Genomic DNA, 23,990 nt, shown 5'->3' on the forward strand with positions numbered 1-23,990 from the left:
AAAATGCTATATTTTTGCAAACAGAAAAAGCGAAGGTCGGTTGCACCTCAGCATCATCAAGCAAACTGGCTTCTACATTCTGTCTGCACAATCTTCGCATTGGTAAAACAAAAAACTAAACCTATTAAAAGAGAAAAATTATGGAACCGATCATCAACTCACAACTCCCTGAATTCAAGGTTCAGGCTTTCCAAAACGGAAGTTTCAAAACAGTATCCCACGAAGACGTAAAAGGTAAATGGGCCATTTTCTTCTTCTATCCGGCAGACTTTACCTTCGTATGCCCTACCGAGCTGGTAGACATCGCAGAGAAATATGACCAATTCCAAGCAATGGGCGTAGAAGTATATTCTGTAAGCACAGACTCGCACTTTGTGCACAAGGCATGGCACGATGCTTCCGAAAGCATCCGCAAGATTAAGTACCCCATGCTTGCCGACCCCACAGGCGTACTGAGCCGCGCATTCGGCGTGATGATTGAAGAGGAAGGCATGGCATATCGCGGCACATTCCTCGTAAATCCCGAGGGTAAAATCAAGATTGCCGAGATACAGGACAACAACATCGGACGCAATGCCGACGAGCTGCTGCGCAAGGTAGAAGCTGCACAGTTTGTTGCCACACACGATGGAGAAGTATGCCCTGCCAAGTGGAAGAAAGGAGCGGAAACTTTGAAGCCGAGCATCGACCTTGTAGGAAAGATTTGATAAGTAATAGGAGGAGCGGGCGCTTTCACCATAGAAAGACGTCCGCTTTCCTTTAAGACGTCCGCAGTACTTGTACAGAAGTACTGTAGTACTTTCAAAGGAGTACCGCAGTACTTTCGAAGGAGTATTGGAGTACTTCCTCACAAGTTCTGCAACTACTCTATATCAAACATATTAAAAGACTATTTTCTCACCCCAAACACCCTATTAATCATGTTAGAAACAACTATATTAGACCAGGTGCGGAGCGTATTCCAGCATTTGGAAGCCCGCTACGTCTTTCACATCACCTATCATCCGGGTCACGAGCAGGCACAAGAGCTTATCGGATTCTTGAAGGATGTGGCAAGCTGTTCCGACAAGCTCTCCTGCCGGATGAGTGAGATAGAGAACCCCGTGTTGGAGTTCACATTGCTGAAAGACGATGTGGAAACCGGCATCAAGTTCCGCGGCATCCCCGGCGGACACGAGTTCACTTCCCTCCTACTTGCCGTGCTGAATGCCGATGGAAAGGGGAAAAATCTGCCGGACGAAGCAATTCGTCGCCGCATCCGGGCGTTGCAAGGCGACATCAGCCTGCAAACGTATGTATCGCTTACTTGCACCAACTGTCCGGATGTGGTGCAGGCACTGAACATCATCGCATTGCTGAATCCGCACGTCACCCACGAGATGGTGGACGGGGCGCTTAATCAAGAGGAAGTGGATGCGCTGAAGATACAAGCCGTGCCGTCAGTCTACGCTAATGGCAAGCTGCTTCACGTAGGTCGCGGTTCTTTAGGAGAGCTTTTGCAGAAGCTGGAAGAAGCCTTCGGCAGTGCTCCGCAAGAGGACGAAGCGCCGATAGAGAGAGATTTCGACGTGCTGGTATTGGGCGGCGGACCAGCCGGAACTTCCGCAGCCATCTACTCTGCACGCAAGGGCCTACGGGTGGCGATTGTTGCCGAGCGCATAGGCGGACAGGTAAAAGAGACGGTAGGCATAGAAAACCTTATCTCCGTGCCGCAGACTACTGGTGCAGAACTTGCCAACGCACTCCGCACACATATAGAGCACTATCCGATAGAGATTTTCGAGGAGCGTAAGATAGAGAAAGTAGAGTTGCAGGGAACGGAAAAAAGTGTCTCCACCGTAGGCGGCGAGGTGTTCCATGCACCGGCGGTAATCATTGCCACAGGGGCAAGCTGGCGCAAACTGAATGTGGAGGGCGAAGCGGAATACATAGGACGCGGCGTGGCATTCTGTCCGCATTGCGACGGTCCGTTCTATCAAGGCAAGCATGTGGCGGTTATCGGTGGAGGTAACTCGGGGATTGAAGCTGCCATCGACCTGGCAGGCATCTGCCGGAAGGTAACGGTATTCGAATTTGCCGATACACTGAAAGCCGACCAAGTGCTGCAAGAGAAAGCCCGGAGCCTGCCGAATGTGGAAATCTTCACCTCGTCACAGACCGTAAAAGTCGATGGAAACGGGGAAAAAGTAACTTCTATCCGCATCAAGGACCGCCTTACCGGCGAGGAACGCGACTTCCCGTTAGACGGCATCTTCGTGCAAATCGGTTTGGCAGCCAACAGCGCTCCTTTCCGCAACAAGCTGGAAACGACTCCGACCGGGGAGATTAAGATTGACGCTTTCTGCCGTACCACACTTCCGGGGGTATATGCGGCAGGGGATGTATCGAATGTTCCCTACAAGCAGATAGTCATTGCCATGGGCGAAGGGGCAAAGGCAGCACTCTCGGCATTCGATGACCGTATCCGTGGAGTGATTTAGAAAATATCACCCATAAAAGTATAGGCAGGGGGCACACGTTAAGGATTGGCAAGCTTCAGTTCCTGAATCAGATTTCCTGCCTTCCCATACTTCTCAATCATAAACAGTATGTAGCGTACATCTACCCCGATGGTGCGCTGCATCTTCGGCTCATAAAGGATGTCGCTGCTCATGGCTTCCCAGTTCCCATCGAAGGCAAGCCCCAGAAGTTCTCCTTTGGCATTGAACATGGCACTGCCGGAATTGCCTCCCGTAATGTCATTATTGGAGATAAAGCAGACATTCATTTCTCCCTTCTCATCGGCATATCTACCGAAATCACCGGAGGAAAGAAGGGATAGCAACTCAGGCTGCACTTCAAAATCCACATCGCCTGCATGGGCTCTGACTTTCTCCAGAATACCTTTCGCGGTGGTATAATAATCATATTCCGCTCCGTCGAAGGGGGCATAACCGCAGACAGTGCCAAAACTCAAACGCATGGTGGAGTTGGCGTCGGGATAGAAGTTACGGGATGCGTACATACGTCGCACGGCAGAGTTGAACAAACGTTCATTCCGCTCGATTTCACCGGAAGCCTGCTGTACCTGCATATTCATCTCGAATAGCTTCGTGATGAGGTCGATGCCCAAGTTGATGGCAGGGTCATTATATATCTGATAGGTGGTGTCCTGCTCCAGAAAACGCTTCAATCCACGGGGGGTGGTCAGCTCCGAGCGGGCATAAAGACTATCCACATAGGTACGCTCGTTACCTCCGTATTCTGTCGCAATCGTCTGGTAGAGCTCGGGCAGATAGGTGGAATCCACTTGGGAGCGGTATTCTTTCAACAGTGCTGTAAACACTTCCTTGTCAATGCCCAAGTCCAGATTGGCATATTTCTCAACGATAGCTTTCAGATTGGCAACCACCGTTTTCTCTTCCCCCTCAAAGTCGAAGTTGAGGATGGACAAAGCAAGCTGCACCAGTTCCGGACCGTTCAGGAAAGATTCGGCAAAGTAAGCTCTGGCACGATAAGCATCACGGCGGCTCTTGTAGTTCAGCTCCAGGTCGGAAAAAAGATGCAGCAGATGTTCCCGCTCCTCCGGTGTCTGCTGTATCCAGCGACGGAGTTCGGTCTCCATGGCACGCTTCTTGTCCAGCACATGCAGTTTCTTGATGGTGCGGTTCACTCCTATGCTGTTCTTCCAATAATTGGAACTTTCGTCGTATTTGGAAGCGTACTTGATGCGGATGCTGTCACGGCTATCCATTTCACGCTTCCAGATGGCCTGCTTCACACCACGGACATCTATCTGAGCCTGGTTGGTGGTGGTCATCATCTCTTCGATGCCAAAAGAGGAAAGATAGCGTTCCGTACTGCCCGGATAGCCCATCGTCATACAGAAGGAACCCTCACGATAGCCGTCCAGGGATATCGGAGCCACGTATTCGGGATGGTAGGGAACATTGTCGGGAGAGTAGTCGGCAGGACGGTTGTCTTTGCCGGCATAGATACGGAATACGGCGAAGTCGCCCGTATGGCGTGGCCATACCCAGTTGTCAGTGTCCCAGCCGAACTTGCCCACTGAAGAAGGGGGTGCAAATACCAGACGCACATCATTGTAGTCGCGATAAACGGAAAGCCAGAATTCATTGCCTCCATAGTAAGCATCCACAATGCCTATCAGCGTGGAGTCTTTACGAGAAACCTCTTCGCCAATGACCAGCATCACCGAATCTACTACACTTGTACGCTCAGATTCGTTCATATCCGGTTTTACTGCTCCAAGTACCCGACGGGTCACGTCTTGCTGGTGCAAGAGGAAGCGGACGTAAAGTTCCGGATTAGGCAGTTCTTCACTAAGATTACGTGCCACAAAGCCGTCTTTCAGATAGTCGTGCTCCACAGACGAGTGTTGCTGTATGCTGCTGAAGCCGCAGTGATGATTGGTAAACACCAGCCCGTCCCCGGACACCACCACTCCGGAACAAAAGCCTCCGAAGCTGACTACCGCATCCTTCAGAGACGGGCGTTTCGTATTGTATAGCTTGTTGACAGACATCTGCAAGCCCAACTCTTTCATGGTCTGGCGTGTCTGCTTGTTCAGATTTCCCAGCATCCACATCCCTTCATCCGCTTGTCCCGGCAGAGAAAAAAGGAAGCAGACAGCTATCAGTATAAATCTTATTTTCATTCCGTCAATTCTTGTATTATTCAGTAATCAGCCTCAATTGCTTGGCACCCGTACGCGCCTTGAGCCACTCCGCAATCTTTTCCTTCTCGTGCGCACCCGGATGCTTGCCGAATTTCAAGACGGCAAGGGTCACAGTATCCACCCGTACAGAATCTACCGCCAGTTCAATCGCATGAGATATTGATACGGTCTTTACCGACGGGTAGAGCACTTTCAGTTCTGGGATAATCTTCTTGCCCAATTCATCGAAGGTTTTGTATCTTTCCAAATTCTGCTCCAGTGTGGCAATCTTCTGTTTCTGTTCCACCAGACGCTGCTCACTGTTCTTGTAGAAGTCTTCCATCACCATGGCACGGATGGAAGAAATATCCACCGCTTCATTGTTCATACCTTGGAGGACTATCAGCTTGGTATTGTCCAGCTTATAGTCTTTCATCTTGCTGCGGGCAATGGCGATGGAAGCTTCGGGCACCTCCTGCCCAATCAGCACGACACGTATTTCGTGGCCCTTGCCCTCGTGATGGATTTTCTTGTCCAGCACCTGCGTATTCTCAAAGGAGAGCTGCTCGTTGACAAAACGGTTGGCAGCACTCTCAAAGAAGGTATCCTGGACGATACCTACCGTCAGATAGACAGCGGGACACATGGTCAGGATAGCAATCAGGACAATATATTTACGTACTTTCTTCTCCCGGTTCTTATCCACAAACTCCTTGCGCTGGAAGTGCATCACGCGCACGCCCAGGAAAGTGGCAAGACTGATAAACACGGAATTGATGAAATAAAGATAGAATGCACCGAGGAAATAAATCAAGTTACCCGTTGCCAGCCCGTAGCCTGCCGTACAGAGAGGCGGCATCAAAGCCGTGGCAATGGCAACACCCGGAATCACATTTCCTTTCTCTTTGGTAGAGAGCGCCGTCACACCTGCCAAGCCACCCATCAAGGCGATGAATACGTCATAAATGGTGGGTGACGTACGTGCCAGCAATTCCGACTGCCCCTCGGCAACGGGACTCACCAGAAAGAAAATGGTAGCAGTGGTCACACTGAACAAGGTAGTTATCAAGAAGCTCTTCAAAGACCGCTTCATCAATTCAAAATCATTCAACCCCACAGAAAGCCCCACGCCCATGATAGGCCCCATCAGCGGCGAGATGAGCATGGCACCGATAATCACGGCTGTGGAGTTTACATTCAATCCCAACGAGGCCATGAATATGGCGAATATCAGAATCCAAAGATTGGCTCCTTTGAATTCCACTCCCTTACGGATGGAATCTACAGTTTCCAGTTCATTGTCCTTGTCTTTACGCAAATCAAGATAGTCTTTCAGAAAAGTCTTGATAGCGAAGGTATTTCTGTTGTCAGAATCCATGATATTTACAATTTGACGATTTACTATTCAGTAGTTTATTTCTTTATCAACCAGCTGATGACGGGTATGCTGCCGAGAGGCATATCACGCCGCACGATATAGGCCACAAAGACCAGCAACAAAACGGTACGGTACACCATACGCAGGTAGATATTTTCTATCGGGACATATTCGGCAGCCAGATAGAGTACTGCCGCAAGCAGCACATAACTACCGATAGCCTTCAGGTCATACTGAATGGGATACTTCTTCTGCCCTACGAAATAGGACAGAAGCATGGCGATACCATAGCCACAGAATCCTGCCCAGGCACAAGCCATATAACTGTATCGGGGAATCAGAAGTATGTTCATCACTACCAGCACCGCGCAACCTATCAGGGAGAAGTAGGCTCCCCAACGCGTTTCGTCAATCAGCTTGTACCAGAAGGAAAGATTGAAATAGATACCCATAAAGATTTCGGCAGCCATCACGATAGGCACTACCCGCAATCCCGGCCAGTAATCAGGGCCGATGATATAGCGCAAAATATCCAGATAGAACATGACAGCCAGGAATGCCAGCAGTGTAAAGATGATGAAAAACTTCATGGCCTGCGCATATACCTGCTTATTGTCTTTGTCCCGGCTCTTTCCGAAGACAAAAGGCTCGTATGCATAGCGGAAAGCTTGTGTAAGCATCGCCATCACCATAGCAATTTTGCTGGCAGCTCCATAAATGCCCAACTGCACAGTAGCTTCCGCCTCATCCGGATAGACAAAAGGAAAAATAATCTTATCGGCCACCTGATTCAAGATACCCGCCAAGCCAAGTACCAGTAACGGCAGACTGTAAGCAAGCATCCGCTTCAACAGTTTTTTATCCAGCACATAAGCAAACCCGCGTAACTCCGGAATCATGCAAAGCATAATGGTAGAGGTGCATATCAGATTGAAAAGGAAGGCATAGCCCACGTCATCCCCTTTCATCCCTACATAATAGACCAGATTCAGTGCTATATTCAGGAAGATGAACAGCAGTTTGAGTGCCGCAAACTTAATGGGACGCTTCTTGTAGCGCAAATAAGCGAAAGGAATGCTTTGAATAGCATCCATCGCCACCACAATCATCATCATGCCCACGTACCAGGGATGCTCACTGTACTCCATCCATCCGGCAATAGGGTCGAGAAACAGCAGCCCCAATGCAAGGAAAGTAAGCGCCCCCATACTCACACTGAGTAATGTCGTGGAGTACACACGCATCGGGTCATCCTCCCCTTTATTGGCAAAGCGGAAGAAACCGGTTTCCATGCCGCACGTCAATAATACCAGCATGAGGGCCACCCACGCATATACATTCGTCACTACGCCATAGCCGCCACTCTGTGCGGACATCGCCATGGTATATACGGGCACCAGCAGGTAATTGAGGAAACGCCCCACAATACTGCTCAGCCCATAAATGGCAGTTTCTTTTGCCAATGATTTTAATCCGGCCACTTCTTTTTAATGATTAATGGTTAGTGATTAATGATTAATGAATCACTCGTCGCCAAACAAGGTACGCTGGCTACTATAGAGACTCCGCCCCAAATGCTTGTAGGCAAGCTCCGTCACTTCACGCCCACGGGGGGTACGTTTCAGGAAACCCTCTTTTATCAAGAACGGTTCATAGACTTCCTCTATCGTGCCGGCATCTTCGCCCAAAGCGGTGGCAATGGTGGTCAGTCCCACCGGGCCGCCTTTGAACTTGTCAATGATGGTGCAGAGTATCTTATTATCTATCTCATCCAGACCGTATTTGTCGATATTCAGGGCTTCGAGGGCAAACTGTGCAATTTCCGTATCGATACTCCCCGAACCTTTCACTTGGGCAAAATCGCGTACACGCCGCAGCAATGCATTGGCAATACGCGGTGTGCCACGGCTGCGGCTCGCAATCTCGGTGGCAGCCCTTACGGAGCAAGGCACATCGAGGATGCCGGACGAACGACGGATAATGCCGCTCAACACATCATCATCGTAATATTCCAGATGCAGGTTGATACCGAAACGGGCACGCAACGGAGCTGTCAACAGACCGCTACGCGTGGTAGCTCCCACCAGCGTGAAAGGATTCAAATCAATCTGTATGCTTCGGGCAGAAGGGCCTTTGTCTATCATGATGTCTATGCGGTAGTCCTCCATGGCTGAGTACAGATATTCCTCCACTACGGGGCTCAACCGGTGTATTTCGTCGATGAAAAGTACATCATTGGGCTCCAGGCTGGTAAGCACTCCCGCCAAATCCCCCGGCTTGTCGAGTACCGGACCGGAAGTTATCTTGAAACCTACGCCCAGTTCGTTGGCTATGATATTGCTGAGTGTTGTTTTTCCCAATCCGGGAGGGCCGTGAAGCAACACATGGTCCAGCGCCTCGCCACGCAGGCGGGCAGCTTTCACAAATATGCGCAGATTGTCCACCACCTTGTCCTGCCCGCTGAAATCCTCAAAATTCAACGGACGGAGAGCATTCTCGAAATCACGTTCTCGGCTGGTGACGGGCTGCTGGTTGCGTATATCAAAATCTTCTTGTTCCATACTATCTATCATGTTCCAAACACTGCTTTATTTCCTATTGATTTTTCCACATTACCGTAACAATCCCAACTGTCTGTAGGCTTCTCTGACCTCATCCACAAATTGCCTATATGAAGGAAGCAGATGCAACTTTTCCAATTCCAACCTCGCACCAATGGAAGCATATAGTTCACTAATATCCAAATCCTTCCTATGCCTACGTGTCGTAGTCCGATTAGATTTACCTATGGCTTGTATAATGGTAGCCTTAGGATCAAGATAAAGTTCCGGCATACGATTTATACCCAATTCTTCATCCGACATCCTTGTACCCATTTCCTCTTTTAATAGTTCTTTGTCAGCAAGCATCCATGCTTCTACCATCCTCACTGGAACAATAGGAATCAGACTCTTGCAAATCTCCCCTTTCTTATCAGACAAGAACTCTTTGGCCGGATTTATCTTTTCAGCATAGGCTCTTTTAGTATCCTTACTATCAGCATCTGTATGGACACAAAGTATATCCATACCCATCTCTTCCATTCCTCGACGTGAAGCTTTCTCTACATATTCATTAAAACTAAGTCGCACTTTTTCCACAGTCAAGCATTTCACGTATGGTTCTAAATCATTCTCGCATTCAAAAGCCACATCAATAAAAGTCCTTTCCACCACACTCTGCAAGAAACGTACATCCGTAGGGCCTTCCGTGATTAATCCAATAAATAATTGTCTAGCCATATTACCACTCCTTTAGGGTATTTTCTAAGTACTCCTTAATCATTTGCAAAGAAAGCTTTCGTTCTTGCTCAGAGAAATTGATAGTCAATTGCCCTTCTTTAGGAACTTGTATAATTTTCGAAACATCGAGTTTCACCTTATTGCCCGATGGCAAAGAAAGCACTCTTGATTTCATCTCCGCAAAATGGATGGAAACATTCAAATCATCTTCCCATTTCTGAATTTCACCGACAAAAACGGTAGAATGCGTATTCACAATCACTTGTCTTAAAGGTAGATCATGGTCTTCAAAGTTAGTGGTCAAATCCTTCAATAATTTCGCCATTGATTTTATCCTAAATGGGTGAATGCCATTCTCCGGTTCTTCAAAACAAAGCAAACCGGAGTATTTCATATCGTGTTGCAGGATGCAAAGCGTAAGCAATCGCAACGTACCCTCGGACAACACGCGGGAAGAGTATTTCTTTCCGTCCACATTCTTCAGATAAATGATATACTGCTTGTTTTCTGTATCATCTTCTACAAAGACCTGGGTATAGTTGGGAATAAAACTATTTAATTCACGAGATATCTCTACCAATGAATATTTATCTTCCTGCTGAATCCTAAATAATGCTGCAGCCAGGTTTTTCCCAGAAACACCAATGACATCTTCTCCCGTCCTCTTACTTGTGGGTTGACGTAAATCCTCCGGGTTCAACTGTAAGAAACGCCAACTGATCATTTCCTGCTTCACGGCCAGAATATGGCGGAAATCAACAGAATCAATGCTGCTCAATACCGTACGCGTAGCATTTCTCAGGGGAAAACTTCGCTTGTTACCTCCACCACCATCTTGAGGAACAAATACCGTAGGCAATTCATTTTGCTCTTGTGTATAGATATAAGGTTGACCACGTTTCCCTGTAATTACTTTAGGTCTCCAAAATTCTATTTGTTCTTTAGGCAAAAGTTTTATCCATTTGTCTTCTTGATGTTTCAATGTAGCCAAATGTTCATAAACAACTTCTAAATCATCAATACCACTGGAGTTTACAAAGCGATGTATTTTTAGTTCATAACGCAACCTCGTATATTTCAATCTTGCAGTAGCTCCCCAAGCATCAGTCACTTCACGATTTACCAGCACTTCCACACAAAACTCCATTTCATCGGCATAAGCATGTTCATCATACTGAGTGAATAGTTCAAACAAATCACCTCTTTGCCCTTCTCTGAATGCTGTATGTATTTTGTCCACTTCAGCCAAGCGTGACAACAGATTCAATGCATCAAACAAGTTACTCTTCCCAGCAGCATTTGTTCCTGCAACAATGGTCAAAGGGGTAAACTCCATTTCAAAATTATGAAATGACTTAAAACCATTTATTTTAAGATAAGTAATCATAGGGATATTCCTTTTGTTTCCTGCAAAATAACGAATTTATTTTGAGATAGCACTCATCCCCTTTCTTTTTTCACATAAGTAAAAGGCGTATGACATACCTAGTACGCTCCATACAACGGAATATTATGCTGCCCGGAGGCAAATTACAGAAAAAACGATAGAAGTAGCAAGATATATACTTGAAATATATTTGCAGGCTCACACTTTCTTCCTACATTTGTGCAGAATAACCAGCCATTTACTGACAGCAAGCCGAATCTCCCCCCTGCTGAAAGCACAATGCATAGAACACGCTACTTATGAAAGAAGAAATATCCTTTACCCAAGTCCCCTTCGACTACCCCTTATGCCTCAACGGGCAATGCCCCAAGGCTGCCACCTGCCTCCGCCAGCTCGCCATGCAGAGCATGCCTACCGAAAAGGATTACTGGAAAATCATCAGCCCCAAACGCCTTGCCACCGTCAAAGGGGAATGCCCCTTCTACCGCTCCAGTCAGAAGGCGCGTTACGCCAAAGGCTTCATGAACATGCTGAACAGCCTACCCTACAACAAGCGGGGAATCGCCATCGCCAACCTGATAGCCGGCTTCGGCCAACGCACCTACTACCGCGCCCGCAAAGGCGAACGCCTGCTGCTCCCCGAAGAGCAACAATCCGTACTGAACGTCTTCAGACATCTGGATGCCGGCATGGCTACAGAATTTGATAGTTACGCAGAAGGCTACCTTTGGTAACACACTGACCATCAGAGACTAATTTTGCCAACTCTTTGCCTCACCTTTGGCAAAACTTTGCCATGCCTATGGCAAAAGTTTGCCAACGCGGTGGCAAAGTCTTGCCAATAAGGTGGCAAAAACTTGTCAACTTGTTGGCAAGAAGAGCAAAATACAGTTTAACGATTTTCATTCCCCATCAGCGCTTCATAAACTCCTTGCGCTCCTCCTCTGGAAACTTCTCTATGGCATAGCGCAACATCGTTCGCGGCATCGTCCTGCAATACTTCTCCAAGAATTGTACCAGCAAGTCCTTGTCCCGCTTACCCATCTCCCGGAGCATCCATCCTACCGCCTTTTGCATCAAGTCATGCTTATGATGGAGCAGCCGTTCCGAAAGGGCTAATATATCGATGAAATCACCATTTTTGATAAGAGTATAGGTAGATACCACAGCAATGCGCTGGTCCCAAAGCAGCGGACTATCCACCAGCCGGTAGAGGTCTTTACGAAGTTTGTCTTTCAAATATTCGCCCACAATGCCGGGGGCAGACAAATCGACCAAATCCCAATTATTGATACGGCCCGTTTGCGAAAGGTAAAAGTCATAAATCTCCTTTTTCCCCTTTTCATCGCTCTTTTTGAATCGCTCCACCAACATCAGCAAGGCACAAAGGCGACACTCGTGCCATTCACTCTGAAGCAAGGTTGCCATTACCCCAAAAGGTTCGTGCTTGTGCTGCTTTGCCACCTGCCGGGTGTTGGGTACCACCACTCCCAGAAACTTATCCCCCTCGCCATACTGCCCCTTTCCGGTCTTGAAGAAACGGGGAAGATACTCCCTTTTCACCGGGTCGATATACGCCTCCAATTCCTGCTGAATCTGTACCGAGATGCACGCCACTTCTTCTGCCGAAAGCACACGTTCGCACAAGACGGTTTCCACTGCTTCATTCTTCTTTTTCATCCTTCTCTCATTTGATTTACACGGATTTGAATTCATCCACCAATGGACAAAAATACAACATTTATATAGAAACTATGGAAAGTTATCTTTAATTTTGCAACCGGTATGTCCAATCCTTAAAACCGTACGACATGTATAAAGCTGTTTTGGGAGCAATCTGCTGCCTTTCTTTCGCACTATCCTTACATGCACAATCTCCACAAGAAAAGGGGTTGCAAAGCATCAGCCGCACTTCAGCCAAGGCTATTGTCGGCTTTCTGGCCGATGATGAGCTGCAAGGACGCGAAGCAGGCATGCACGGTTCACGACTGGCTGCCCGCTATCTGGCATCCTGCCTGAAAGAAGCCGGCATTGCCCCGCTGGAAAAGGACAATTATTACCAGCCCTTCGAGGCTTACAACAAGGAACGCCAACAACGGGGACGGTGGCAAGTGCATCCCGACTCCATCGCCATCCTTAAACAAGGCGTCCACCGCATCCTGCAGATGAGTAATGTATTGGGAACCATCCCGGGAGAACGACCGGATGAATATGTCATCGTAGGTGCCCACTTCGACCATCTGGGTGTGGACGAGACGCTGGCAAACGACCGGATATACAACGGTGCAGACGACAATGCCTCCGGTGTCTCTGCCGTCCTGCAGATAGCTCGTGCATTTCTTGCCACCGGACAGAAGCCTCTGCGCACGGTCATCTTTGCCTTTTGGGATGGGGAAGAAAAGGGATTGCTCGGCTCAAAATACTTTGTACAAAGCTGTCCTTTCATCAGCCAGGTGAAAGGTTATCTCAATTTCGACATGATAGGCCGTAACAATAAGCCCGAGCAGCCTCAACACGTTGTCTACTTCTACACCGCCGCCCACCCCGTATTCGGCGACTGGCTGAAGCAGGACATTGCACGCTACAGCTTGCGCCTGCAACCGGACTACCGCGCCTGGGACCGCCCCACGGGAGGAAGTGACAATGCTTCTTTTGCCCTGTGCAACATCCCCATCATCTGGTACCACACAGACGGACATCTCGATTATCACCAGCCTTCGGACCACACCGACCGGCTGAACTGGGAAAAAATGATAGAAATAACCAAAGCAGCTTTCCTCAACGCCTGGAATCTTGCCAACGAAAACAAATATTAATCCACTAGAAACAAAGTAACGATACATGGTTTTAAATTACATCTGGGTAGCTTTCTTCGTCATCGCATTCATCGTAGCCCTCTGCAAACTCATCTTTATGGGTGATGTGGAGATATTCACAGAACTCGTCAACTCCACCTTCTCCTCTTCCAAAACAGCTTTTGAAATATCCCTGGGACTGACGGGAATACTCGCCCTCTGGCTCGGCGTGATGAAAATAGGCGAAAACAGCGGCATGATCAATGCCCTCTCCCGTTGGCTGAGTCCGGTATTCTGCCGTCTCTTTCCCGAAATACCGAAAGGACATCCTGCCATGGGCTCCATTTTCATGAATCTCTCTGCCAACATGCTGGGGCTGGACAATGCCGCTACTCCAATGGGGCTGAAAGCCATGAAGGAACTTCAGGAACTAAACCCGAAAAAGGACACCGCCACCAATCCGATGGTCATGTTCCTTGTCCTCAACACCTCGGGACTGATACTTATCCCCGTCAGCATCATGATGTATCGCTCGCAGATGGGTGCCGCCCAACCCACGGACATCTTTATCCCCACACTGATAACGACTGCCATCTCGACCATTGTCGGTGTCATTGCCGTCAGCATTGCACAACGCATCAACCTGTTGAACAAGCCCATACTTATCCTGATTGGCTGCATCAGTCTTTTCTTTGCCGCGCTCATTTATCTGTTCACACAGATTAGCCGTGATGAAATGGGTGTATATTCCACTTTGATTGCCAACATACTGCTGTTCTCCATCATCCTGCTGTTCATCCTCTGGGGGCTATGGAAGAAAATCAATGTATACGATGCCTTTATAGAAGGAGCCAAAGAAGGCTTTACCACTGCCGTACGCATTATCCCTTATCTGGTTGCTTTTCTCGTTGGAATCGCCGTTTTCCGCACTTCCGGCGCCATGGATATACTGGTGAACGGTATCGGTTATGTAGTAGGACTATTCGGTGTAGATACCAGCTTTGTAGGTGCCCTACCCACTGCCCTGATGAAGTCACTGAGCGGCAGCGGTGCCAACGGACTGATGATTGACACCATGAAACAGTATGGCGCCGATTCATTTGTAGGACGCATGAGTTGCGTGGCACGTGGCGCTTCGGACACCACATTCTATATTCTTGCGGTGTATTTCGGCAGCGTAGGTATCACCAAAACGAGGAATGCCGTGACGTGTGGGCTGATTGCCGATTTTTCCGGCATCATTGCAGCCATCATCATCAGTTACTTATTCTTCTTTTAAAAGAACTAGCTTAATCGCAAGAACGTAATTTCAATCGTACATCGTAAATCATTAAATCGTAAATAAAATGATTAGTTATCAGACAGACGGCGTGGAAATGCCATCCATCAAGAAGCGTGAAACCACGGAATGGATAAAATCCGTAGCCGCCACTTACGGAAAAAGAGTCGGTGAAATCGCCTACATCTTCTGCTCGGACGAGAAGATACTCGAAGTGAACCGCCAATATCTGCAACACGATTATTACACAGATATCATCACTTTCGACTACTGTGAAGGCAACCGCCTTAGCGGTGACCTCTTCATCAGCCTCGATACCGTACGCACCAATGCGGAACAGTTCGCCGATAACAACTACGAACGTGAACTGTACCGGGTCATCATCCACGGCATCCTCCACCTTTGCGGCATCAATGACAAAGGGCCGGGAGAACGGGAGATTATGGAGGAGGCGGAGAATAAGGCGCTGGCGATGCGGTAATTCCAAAGAATAAAAACTCTGTCTTGATAAAGTGCTGATTTTACCAAGACAGAGTATTTAAGAAAAACAAGTTACTTTGCCAACACAGCGATAACTAACGGTTGTTGATATTTGTCTGTTCCTGATTCGATGCGGGCATCCACACCATCTATAGTTATTCTAATAAGTTCAACACTGCCATAACCATCATTATACTTCCAATGGGAAATAATGGAATGTTCCTCTTCGTCACCAAAGATATAGGGGCAAACAAAGGTACGTGTCAACACTTCAGGCTTCTTGTCATATTTATATCCATCCCATAATACATCAAAGATTGCCAAAGTAAAAAGTCCGTCCCTGCTTTCCACATAGATACAGTCCGGTCCGGTAAAGTCATCTTTAGAATCGGGTTCTACCAATTTATAGGAGTAATCTTTCTCTCTCAAAGCAGGCTTACCATTTCTTCCAAGACCGGTTTGCATTCCCTCAATCAAATCATTGCCATTTTCATCGACAAATGCTAAATTGTATCCATAATGAATAGGAGGATAAGAGTCTTCCTCACTTTTGCAACCCATGAAAATCAAAGGGAATAAAGCAGTCAATAACAAAAATCTAAAATTTCTCATAATATATTTTCTGAAGTGAAACATACAAACTTACTCTATCATATTGATAAATCTATCTTCTATAGGACTAACATCATAAGCTGTATACCAACCATTATATCGTCCATATAAAAAACATAAGATACTCTCTATTTATCTAAGCTAACAAGAGCTTGAGGATAAAATTTGTCAAAACCTTCAAGAATCGGACTCTCCACATCATCTATTGTAAGACGGATAAGTTCTGCCTCCCGATAATCAGTATCAAACTTCCAATAAGAAACAATCGTATGTACTTTCTCATCACCGAATATATGCTTACAGGCAAGTTTATGAGTAAGGACTTCCGGCTTCTTATGCCCATACCAGTCTTCCATGCAGACATCAATGCGTAGCGATTGATAGCCACTTACCTTTCCTAATATTAATGATTTGGTATCAAAATAATCATCTTCCGTTGATTTGATAAACTCAAAAGTATAAGTTCCGCGTAATAAAACAGAATCCCTCTCGCTGTTTATTTCAAATGGTACATCTGCAAGCAAATCATTACCCGATTTATCTATGAATGCTAAATAGTATCTATAGAGATGAGGCGGGTAAGAGTCCAATTTATGTTCACAACCGGCAAAGCATATCGCAAACAATAACAATGAATAGATATATACTCTTCTCATAATGCGTCATTTTAAGGGTGAAACATACAGATTTTCTCTGTCGTATTGATAGTTCCTATCATCTGTAGGATTCACATTATTTCCACTAAACCAGCCATTACCAGTGCCATACCACCCCCAGTTCATATGAAAATATATGCGACCAGAACCAAAAGAAGTAGTAGTGGGATTCATATAATTAGGGAATCCACAACTTGAATAACTTGGATTTGTAGAACGGTTTACAAGATACTCCACAAAATAGCTATAGGAACTTCCATATTCTTCCGCACCATCACAAACCCATGCATGCCCTTTCCAAGTTATTCCGATAAAATTTTTCCTGTCACCTGTCATATATACAGGACGTCCTCTAAAATAGATTTCACTTTCTACATCCCACATGTCATGATCCTTTTTAGATACTGCATACCCCATTGCCTCAAAACCTCTTTTGGCATCACCTAAGGAAGCTCCAGATTCGTCTTTACCATATTCCATATTCACGGCTTTACCAATCATCGCTATTAGAGATTGAGATGCAGAAGTCGGTCTATCATTAGCCATACCGCTCCAGTCAAAGGATTGAGGCCATTCATGATACTTCTCAATCTGAGCCATAGCAATGGCAACACAGCCAGCAGGATATTCATTCGGACATAATGCACTATATCCTCCCTCCTGCCCCCATTTTGTATTCATCAAAGGCCCAACTTTTCTGTTATTACTATTATATCCTACTATTGTAAACTCAAGAGGAGAACCATAAAAATTAGCCTTTTCTACAAGACTTTCATAATCTGATTGTGAGAGAAAAGATCTTGCAGAACTTAAAGGACCAAACGAATATCCCGGACACAAAGTATACAATTCGCCTAACCTTTCACGAAACATTGTCCCATCACTATAATGATCAGAAGTAGCATCACGTGTTGTGGCAGGCAGTATTTCGTAAGCCTCCCACATAGAGCGCATATTTGCCAAAGTCTCGGCATTTTGCATATCGCTTTCCTTAATAGCCCAATTTGTTTCATCCATCCAAATAGAAAAGCCACTCTGCTTAGCTTTTTCTATATTGATAGAGTTAGTATCTGAATATGCCAGAATCGGATAGTAATTCTTGGTAGCACCTACTATAACAAAACCACCGCCTTCATAATTTATTATATACATAGAAGGCGTATTGTCTTCACCGTAAACCGTCTTAATATCTTTTACTGTTTTACCAGAAAAGGCATCTGGCTCAATAGAGCCATTTCTTGTTGTCACCGCATCTTTACCATTAGCAGCTAAAAACAAGCCGGCCACCTCTGTGGCTTGACTAACCGGCACAAAGCTTTCATCATTTACAATGTCTACACAATCAGCATCCACTTCTATAGGAAGGGGTTCCATGCTATTCTCACTGCATGAACAAAATGCTGATACAATCCAAGCATACAATAAATACTTTTTCATACGCATTAATTTTTAAAGTTAACAAAAGAGATTATTATAAATATAAGGCAGGCTACGCCTGCCTTATATTTATTTCTTCACCGAAAAGCGATAGATGCAATGACTGTCATACTTTTCTCCCGGCTTCAGCAACGCCGAAGGCCATTCCGGCTTGTTGGGCGTATCGGGATATTTCTGCGTCTCCAAACAGACGGACGCACGATGACCGTACACGATACCTTTCTTTCCGGTCAGTGTGCCATCCAGGAAGTTACCGGCATAAATCTGAATGCCCGGTTCGTTGGTATAGACATCAAGCACAATACCCGTTGAGGGAGATTCGAGGGTGGCACACGGACGGGTGATGTCACCCTTCGTATTGAGTACCCAGTTATGGTCATAGCCCTTGCCGTTCTTCAATTGCTCAAAGTCATTGTCAATGCGGGCGCCAATGGCTGTAGGAGTGCGGAAATCCATATCCGTACCTTCTACGGAAGCTATCTCACCGGTAGTCATGAAGGTACTGTCCACGGGAGTATAGGCATCTGCATCGATGGTAAGCAGATAATCCGAATTGGACTTGGAGGGATCGCCATCCAGATTGAAGTAAGAGTGGTTCGTCATGTTGATGACAGTGGTACGGTCTGTTTCGGCACTGTAACGAATGTCGATGGCATCGTCATCTGTCAGCGAGAAAGTGACCTTGCAGGTCAGGTTACCCGGGAAACCCTCCTCTCCGTCTTTCGACAGATAAGTCAGTTCTAAAACCTGATTACTCAACTGGCGGGCATCGAACACTTGATATTGGTATCCCTTGGGACCTCCATGCAGGCAATGACCGTAATTGTTGCGCGGCAGCTGATACTCTACCCCATCCACCGTAATCTTACCCTGGTTGATTCGGTTGGCATAACGTCCGATGGTAGCGCCGAAATCCGAAGGGAACTTGATGTAGTCCTGAATGGAATCGAAGCCCAGCACCACATCACGCATAACGCCATCCTTGTCCGGCACCATCACTGATACAATACGTCCACCGAAATTCGTAATACAAACTTCCATACCATTCTTATTCTCCAAAACAAACAAGTCTGTCTGCTTGCCATCCACTTCCGTACGGAAGTTCGCAGGTTCCAGTCCAGAAGCAGTCTTTTCACTCGCCTGTTTGCCCGTGCAAGCCGATGCCAATAGCATCACGCTTGCCAACAAAGTCATCATCTTATTCATAAATACAATATTGGTTACTGTTTAGACTATCATTTTTTCAACAAGAACTGCTCCGCACGTCCCGGAGTGAACAACTCCCACAAAGAAGCAACCGTCCAGCCCGGAGCGAAGATATTGTTGTAATATCCCTTTCCGTTACGTCCGTAATCCCAATTGGTATGCTGCACCACTTCCGGGTAATAGCCTACTTTGGCAATGCCACACATGTGCCCTTCATACGGCAGTAACTGGCGCATGGAAGTGGATATCACCTCGGCAAAGTCAGAGAAGCGCGGCTCGTTGTACTCCTTGGAGAGCCAATGCAGCACATCGGCAAATTCGAAGATAAATACATCGATATGGTTATTCTCTACCGACACATTTCCCCAACCACGGGTTTTCAAGCCGATATCTCCCAGCATCTGACCTTCGGCAAAAGGAACATCCCAAGTATAATACCATGACAAGGCAAAATAAGCGGCTTTCTTTGCCAGACCGGCATAGTGTGCACGCTCTTCTCCTTTGGTAACCAAAGCCAGGTAATAAGCAGCCGTAGCAGCATACAAGGAGGCTTCCTTGTCCTCGCAGTTGGCATCCAGCGTAGAAGAGAAATAATCGGCTTTGGATATCAATTCCTTCTCCAGATAGTCTACCGTACGCTTGGCGCTTGCCAGATAACGCTTGTCTTTGAAATACTTGGACGCCATCACCAAAGGCAATGTTGCCGAAGGCGTGCTACCACCGCTGGCATCCACGACAGAGAAATCATCCTTGAACTTGCGCGGGAAGCTGCCGTCCTCGTTCTGCAACTTGAGGAAGCTGTCCAGCATGCCCTTGATGCGTTTCTCCCATTCGGGGTGTTTACGCTTCTGCTGTTTCTCGTAGTTCAAATAGTTCAAGATGGCATACACTCCCTCGGACTGACGGCGGATGCTATGTCTGGTTTCCTTGAAGCCGCGGTTGTAGTGTACCACTTCGTTGAAGAAACCGGCAGGCGAAAAACCGTTCTGGAGATAAGTGTCAAAGATATGGTTGGCATTGTCCACCAGGTCTTGGCGGTTCTGCTGTTTGCCATACTCCAAAGCATTGAAAGCGTTCAGCAATGTACGTCCCACAAAGCCCACTTCGGCAACATCGGTATTGGCACAAGTAGCAGTCTCCAACTCTACACCGGAATAATAATGAGTGGGGGTATTGCCAACATAGCTTTCCACGAAGAAGTTGCTCATCACCTCCTTCATGCGGTCTACCGTGTAAGGTGTGTCAACCGGTTTCGGACGGTTAGTGTCATAACAATACTCCCAGGTGCGCTGTACGCATTCCGAAAAATCGGCAGCATTCCTTTCGGACACCTCCCAAGTCATGGAGATGCTGTCACCCTTACGAAGCAACTGGAAAGCCTCAACGGCAGGAGCCAGCGTCAATTTGCGGATATATGTCTTCGGTGCTTCCTTATAGGGGAAACCGTATGCCAAGACAGTCATACCATCCACATTGCAGAAACCGGTATATCCGATGGAAGTCTCACCGGACAAGATTACCTCTCCCTCCTTATGAGTGGTCAAAGCTTCCTTGTCGAACTTGTCAATACGGATAACCGACATGGACGTACCACTTGCCGGATTGAAAGCTGCCGTCAGCGGAGTGCTCAAACGGTCCTCACGCACCAGCCAACTGTCCGATGTGTGGAAAGAAGGAGCTTCCTTCGGCGAACGCAGGTTGCGGCGATACCAGAAGCCCGGCATGTAGAACTGGCAGTCTGAATGCTTGTAACCGGTCTTTATCTGTTCCCCGTAGTTGAAATACACATTTTCCAGCGCCTTGAGTGTGACGGTAATGCGCTGTTTGCCATCCTTGTCCACCACCTGGCGGATGATGTCCAACGGTAACTTTTCCGAAGCCCGGCAGCTGTACATACCATCCTGCATCTTCTGCAAGGCCAGCGGATATTGCTTGGCATCATTCCCCGGCACTTTCAAGGAAATAGAAGCAGAGATGTCTTCCGGAGCAGCATTTGTCGCTCCGGCACCCGTAATGCCCACCAAAAGCATTACCCCCAAAAACAATCTTTTTAGTCTCATAGTTACATCTGTTTTATTGTTGTTAGAAAAATATCATTCAGACATGAATACATACTTGCCGGAGCCCAATTCGACTACCAGCTTACCGTCAGCCTCCTCCACGGAATGAATCCCCGCCTGACCGGCATCTACCTGTACATGGAAGTCAAGCGGCAGCTTGACCGTAGCGGTTGTATTGGCAGGAATCTCAACGTTCCACTCCAGCTTATTGCCATCACGTTTCCAGGAACTTCCTATTCTGCCATAAGGCGATACATGCGAAGCATTCACATAATTCAGTTTTTCCGGGAATACCGGTTCCATCAGAATCTGCTTGAACCCGACGGAAGCGGGAGTATTCTTTATGCCGGCAAGATCCTCATAGAACCATATCAGCAGATCTCCCAAAAGCATCACATGGTTTCTTGAATTCATCGCCGGATTTGCCGTGTCACCATTCCATAATTCCCAAATGGTGGTTGCACCCTTCTTAATCATGTAGCCCCATGAGGGATAAGTGTCATTGGTCACTATCTTATAGGCAAGTTCCAGTCCACCGTACTCGGTAAGTCCGCGCATCAGATGCTGGATGCCAAGCACACCGGCACTGACATGTCCCTTACAGTCTTTTTCCGTCTTCTCCACGACATTGGCAAATACTTTATCTTCATATCCGTCGGGAACCAGGCCCAGTCTAAGGGAAAGCAGGTTTGCCGTCACCGTATTGTTGTCATACTGTGCAGTCTCAGTATTGAAGAATTTCTTGTTATAAGCGTCCTTGACCTTAATGGCAAGTGCTGCATACTCTTCAGCATCTGCCGGAAGTCCGTTCATTTGCGCGAACTTCTCCATCAGTTGCAGAATGCTGTAAAACACCGTTGTACTCAGCACTTCGCCGTTCGTCTTCCGGGCAGGGTCCTCCGAATGAATCAGCTCCGGCGACTCGGGAGGCATGCACCAATCCCCGTATTCATCCTTCACCAGAATATAGTCCTTCATTTTGGTCTCCGTCATGTGGTTTACCCAGCGCTTCATGGACGGATAGCGCCCTTTGATGGAGCTATCATCGCCAAACTGGCGGTAAAGCATGTCGGCTACGTAAAAATAGGCAGCCGGCCAAGTCACGTCATCATGGAAGATGGTCCAGTAACGGGGAGATACCACAGAGATACTTCCATTTTCATTCATGGACTCTTCTATATCCACCAGCCACTTCTTATACATCAAGGCATTGCCGAAAATGAAACTTTCACCATAGGCACCAGTAGTGCGGTCGCCCAGCCATCCAAGACGTTCATCACGCTGGGGGCAGTCGGTAGGCATACCGCGATAGTTTCCACGGATTCCCCAATAGGCATTCTTGTGAAGTCTGTTAATCAACTCCTTAGAAGTCTCGAACGTACCGTTCGTTGCCATTTCATCATACACCACCTTACCGGTGAAATCATCCGCTGCCGGTTCATAGTCCAAACCGGATATTTCCATAAAACGGAAACCATGGTAAACAAACAACGGTTCCCAAACAAACTCACCGTCAGCGGCAGGAGTATAAATATCCGTGACAAGGGCACTGCGCAGGTTGTCAAGATACAGTTCCGTACCATTGTCCTTCAGCACTTCGGCAAAACGCATAGTAATGGGCTTGTCCTTCTTGCCACGCAGTTTCACCTGCTGTATTCCTACCATATTCTGCCCCATATCCACGATATATCTTCCATCACCTACCGATTTAACGGATATTGGCTTTATCTCCTCCATCACCTTCAGACTCGGAGAGAGCTGTGCCACAAGTTTTCCTTTGGGAGCCTCCATCCGTTCGGCCAACTGCCATCCGGAATCATCATAGCCGCTTTCCGTCCATTTACCCAATTCCAAGCGGGCATCGTAATGTTCACCGTCAAATTCGTTGTTCGCAGTTATAGGACCGTGGTTCGTCGCTTTCCAGGAATCATCGCTGACTACCGACACCGTCTCACCATTGTCGCACTCTATATTCAACTGCGCCATGAGACGGGGCAAACCAAAACCTACCATCCCATTGGCGCGCATGGAAAAATAGCGGCCGTTGCCCAGAGCCACGCCTATCGCATTGGTACCGGACTTCAACAAGGGGGTGACATCATAGGTCAGATAAGATACAGAAGCATCGTACCAGGTAGGCAAAGGACCGAATACATCATTTCCAATCCTCTCGCCATTCATATAGCATACGGAAGAGCCTACTCCCGAAACATAAAGGACTGCACGCTTCGGCTGTGACGGCAAATCAAACTCCTTCCGCAGATAACGTGCCGGAAGGATGGTCCGCTCACCGTCCAGTTTCAAGTTTGTACTGTCGTTCAGTCCAATCCAGCCGGCTTTCCAGTCCGAACTGTCCAGCAAAGCCATTGACCAATATTGGATACTACTTTGCGCCTTGTCACCGGTATTTGTCCATACAGTGACACGCCACCAATATTTCTGTCCCGACTCCAAAGACGCCCCTGCGTACTTCACTAGCACCGATTGGCCAGACTCCACACGACCGCTGTTCCATACCAGCCCGGAGCCGGCCTGCAAGCCCTTTTCCGAGTCCGCCACTTCAATCTGATAAGCAGTCTGCATCACATCCTGCTTGTCGGTTACCAGTTGCCATGAGAAACGGGGAGCCGATACAGCTACTCCTTCGGGATTCTTCCGCATTTCAACAGTGGTTTCCTCCACTTTCAAGGAACTGCCACCCGATACTTGACAGCCCATCATCAATAGGGCCAACAAGGAGACTAAAATAGATTTCTTCATAC

At 47.3% G+C, this 23,990-nt stretch carries 19 protein-coding genes; 6 read left to right on the forward strand and 13 right to left on the reverse strand.

Annotated elements, in window-relative coordinates; translation table 11 throughout:
• Positions 1 to 140 precede the first annotated feature (140 nt).
• Together ahpC and ahpF are read left to right on the forward strand one after the other, a co-directional pair.
• Complete coding sequence (ahpC, locus tag ACESTD_RS01495) at positions 141 to 707, forward strand: alkyl hydroperoxide reductase subunit C (RefSeq protein WP_005826106.1); 567 nt, start codon at positions 141 to 143, stop codon at positions 705 to 707.
• 213 nt (positions 708 to 920) lie between these two features.
• Positions 921 to 2,480 (forward strand): alkyl hydroperoxide reductase subunit F, encoded by a 1,560-nt coding sequence (gene ahpF, locus ACESTD_RS01500; RefSeq protein ID WP_373158634.1) that lies wholly within the window; start codon positions 921 to 923, stop codon positions 2,478 to 2,480.
• A 38-nt stretch (positions 2,481 to 2,518) separates the two neighbouring features.
• Here the strand turns inward: ahpF and ACESTD_RS01505 are convergent, their stop codons facing one another.
• The 6 genes from ACESTD_RS01505 to ACESTD_RS01530 are packed head-to-tail and all read right to left on the reverse strand — an operon-like array spanning position 2,519 to position 10,703.
• Positions 2,519 to 4,657 carry a S46 family peptidase gene (locus ACESTD_RS01505; protein WP_005833898.1) on the reverse strand — a complete coding sequence of 713 codons (2,139 nt, stop codon included), beginning with the start codon at positions 4,655 to 4,657 and terminating at the stop codon, positions 2,519 to 2,521.
• A gap of 16 nt (positions 4,658 to 4,673) precedes the next feature.
• Positions 4,674 to 6,035: a TIGR00341 family protein gene (locus tag ACESTD_RS01510; protein ID WP_005833899.1), complete on the reverse strand. Its 1,362-nt coding sequence runs from the start codon at positions 6,033 to 6,035 to the stop codon at positions 4,674 to 4,676.
• A gap of 35 nt (positions 6,036 to 6,070) precedes the next feature.
• Positions 6,071 to 7,516, reverse strand: a complete 1,446-nt coding sequence (locus ACESTD_RS01515) for a lipopolysaccharide biosynthesis protein (RefSeq protein ID WP_005833900.1) — start codon at positions 7,514 to 7,516, stop codon at positions 6,071 to 6,073.
• A gap of 42 nt (positions 7,517 to 7,558) precedes the next feature.
• Complete coding sequence (gene ruvB, locus ACESTD_RS01520; protein ID WP_034523273.1) at positions 7,559 to 8,596, reverse strand: Holliday junction branch migration DNA helicase RuvB; 1,038 nt, start codon at positions 8,594 to 8,596, stop codon at positions 7,559 to 7,561.
• Between the two features lie 51 nt (positions 8,597 to 8,647).
• Positions 8,648 to 9,316: a DUF4276 family protein gene (locus ACESTD_RS01525; protein WP_016272130.1), complete on the reverse strand. Its 669-nt coding sequence runs from the start codon at positions 9,314 to 9,316 to the stop codon at positions 8,648 to 8,650.
• A 1-nt stretch (position 9,317) separates the two neighbouring features.
• Positions 9,318 to 10,703: an AAA family ATPase gene (locus tag ACESTD_RS01530; RefSeq protein ID WP_016272131.1), complete on the reverse strand. Its 1,386-nt coding sequence runs from the start codon at positions 10,701 to 10,703 to the stop codon at positions 9,318 to 9,320.
• A gap of 299 nt (positions 10,704 to 11,002) precedes the next feature.
• Between ACESTD_RS01530 and ACESTD_RS01535 the strand changes: the two genes are divergently transcribed.
• The gene (locus ACESTD_RS01535; protein WP_005833904.1) at positions 11,003 to 11,437 is read left to right on the forward strand and encodes a DUF6078 family protein; all 435 of its coding nucleotides are present in this window, start codon (positions 11,003 to 11,005) and stop codon (positions 11,435 to 11,437) included.
• A gap of 178 nt (positions 11,438 to 11,615) precedes the next feature.
• Here ACESTD_RS01535 and ACESTD_RS01540 read toward each other — a convergent pair whose 3' ends face one another.
• A complete protein-coding gene (locus ACESTD_RS01540; RefSeq protein ID WP_373158633.1) occupies positions 11,616 to 12,383 on the reverse strand; it encodes a DNA alkylation repair protein in 768 nt (255 codons plus the stop codon).
• Positions 12,384 to 12,514: 131 nt separating this feature from the next.
• Here ACESTD_RS01540 and ACESTD_RS01545 point away from each other — a divergent pair, with 131 nt between their 5' ends.
• The 3 genes from ACESTD_RS01545 (at position 12,515) to ybeY (ending at position 15,258) form a co-directional block, all read left to right on the forward strand.
• Positions 12,515 to 13,519, forward strand: a complete 1,005-nt coding sequence (locus tag ACESTD_RS01545) for a M28 family metallopeptidase (RefSeq protein ID WP_270558888.1) — start codon at positions 12,515 to 12,517, stop codon at positions 13,517 to 13,519.
• A 25-nt stretch (positions 13,520 to 13,544) separates the two neighbouring features.
• Entirely contained in the window at positions 13,545 to 14,777 is a 1,233-nt protein-coding gene (locus ACESTD_RS01550) for a nucleoside recognition domain-containing protein (protein ID WP_016272134.1), read from the forward strand.
• A 67-nt stretch (positions 14,778 to 14,844) separates the two neighbouring features.
• Entirely contained in the window at positions 14,845 to 15,258 is a 414-nt protein-coding gene (gene ybeY, locus ACESTD_RS01555; protein ID WP_005826129.1) for an rRNA maturation RNase YbeY, read from the forward strand.
• A 71-nt stretch (positions 15,259 to 15,329) separates the two neighbouring features.
• Here ybeY and ACESTD_RS01560 read toward each other — a convergent pair whose 3' ends face one another.
• The 6 genes from ACESTD_RS01560 to ACESTD_RS01585 form a co-directional block, all read right to left on the reverse strand.
• Positions 15,330 to 15,869: a hypothetical protein gene (locus tag ACESTD_RS01560; protein ID WP_373158632.1), complete on the reverse strand. Its 540-nt coding sequence runs from the start codon at positions 15,867 to 15,869 to the stop codon at positions 15,330 to 15,332.
• A gap of 128 nt (positions 15,870 to 15,997) precedes the next feature.
• Positions 15,998 to 16,525 carry a hypothetical protein gene (locus ACESTD_RS01565; protein WP_008662148.1) on the reverse strand — a complete coding sequence of 176 codons (528 nt, stop codon included), beginning with the start codon at positions 16,523 to 16,525 and terminating at the stop codon, positions 15,998 to 16,000.
• Between the two features lie 6 nt (positions 16,526 to 16,531).
• Positions 16,532 to 17,962, reverse strand: coding sequence for a C10 family peptidase (locus ACESTD_RS01570; RefSeq protein WP_016272137.1), 1,431 nt, complete (start codon positions 17,960 to 17,962; stop codon positions 16,532 to 16,534).
• Between the two features lie 69 nt (positions 17,963 to 18,031).
• Positions 18,032 to 19,168, reverse strand: coding sequence for an aldose epimerase family protein (locus ACESTD_RS01575; RefSeq protein ID WP_373158631.1), 1,137 nt, complete (start codon positions 19,166 to 19,168; stop codon positions 18,032 to 18,034).
• A 29-nt stretch (positions 19,169 to 19,197) separates the two neighbouring features.
• Positions 19,198 to 21,228, reverse strand: coding sequence for a hypothetical protein (locus ACESTD_RS01580; RefSeq protein WP_117963403.1), 2,031 nt, complete (start codon positions 21,226 to 21,228; stop codon positions 19,198 to 19,200).
• A gap of 33 nt (positions 21,229 to 21,261) precedes the next feature.
• Positions 21,262 to 23,988 (reverse strand): family 78 glycoside hydrolase catalytic domain, encoded by a 2,727-nt coding sequence (locus ACESTD_RS01585; RefSeq protein WP_151858503.1) that lies wholly within the window; start codon positions 23,986 to 23,988, stop codon positions 21,262 to 21,264.
• Between the last annotated feature and the right edge of the window lie 2 nt (positions 23,989 to 23,990).

The organism is Bacteroides sp. AR20, assembly GCF_964250605.1.
Taxonomy (GTDB): Bacteria; Bacteroidota; Bacteroidia; order Bacteroidales; family Bacteroidaceae; genus Bacteroides; species Bacteroides uniformis.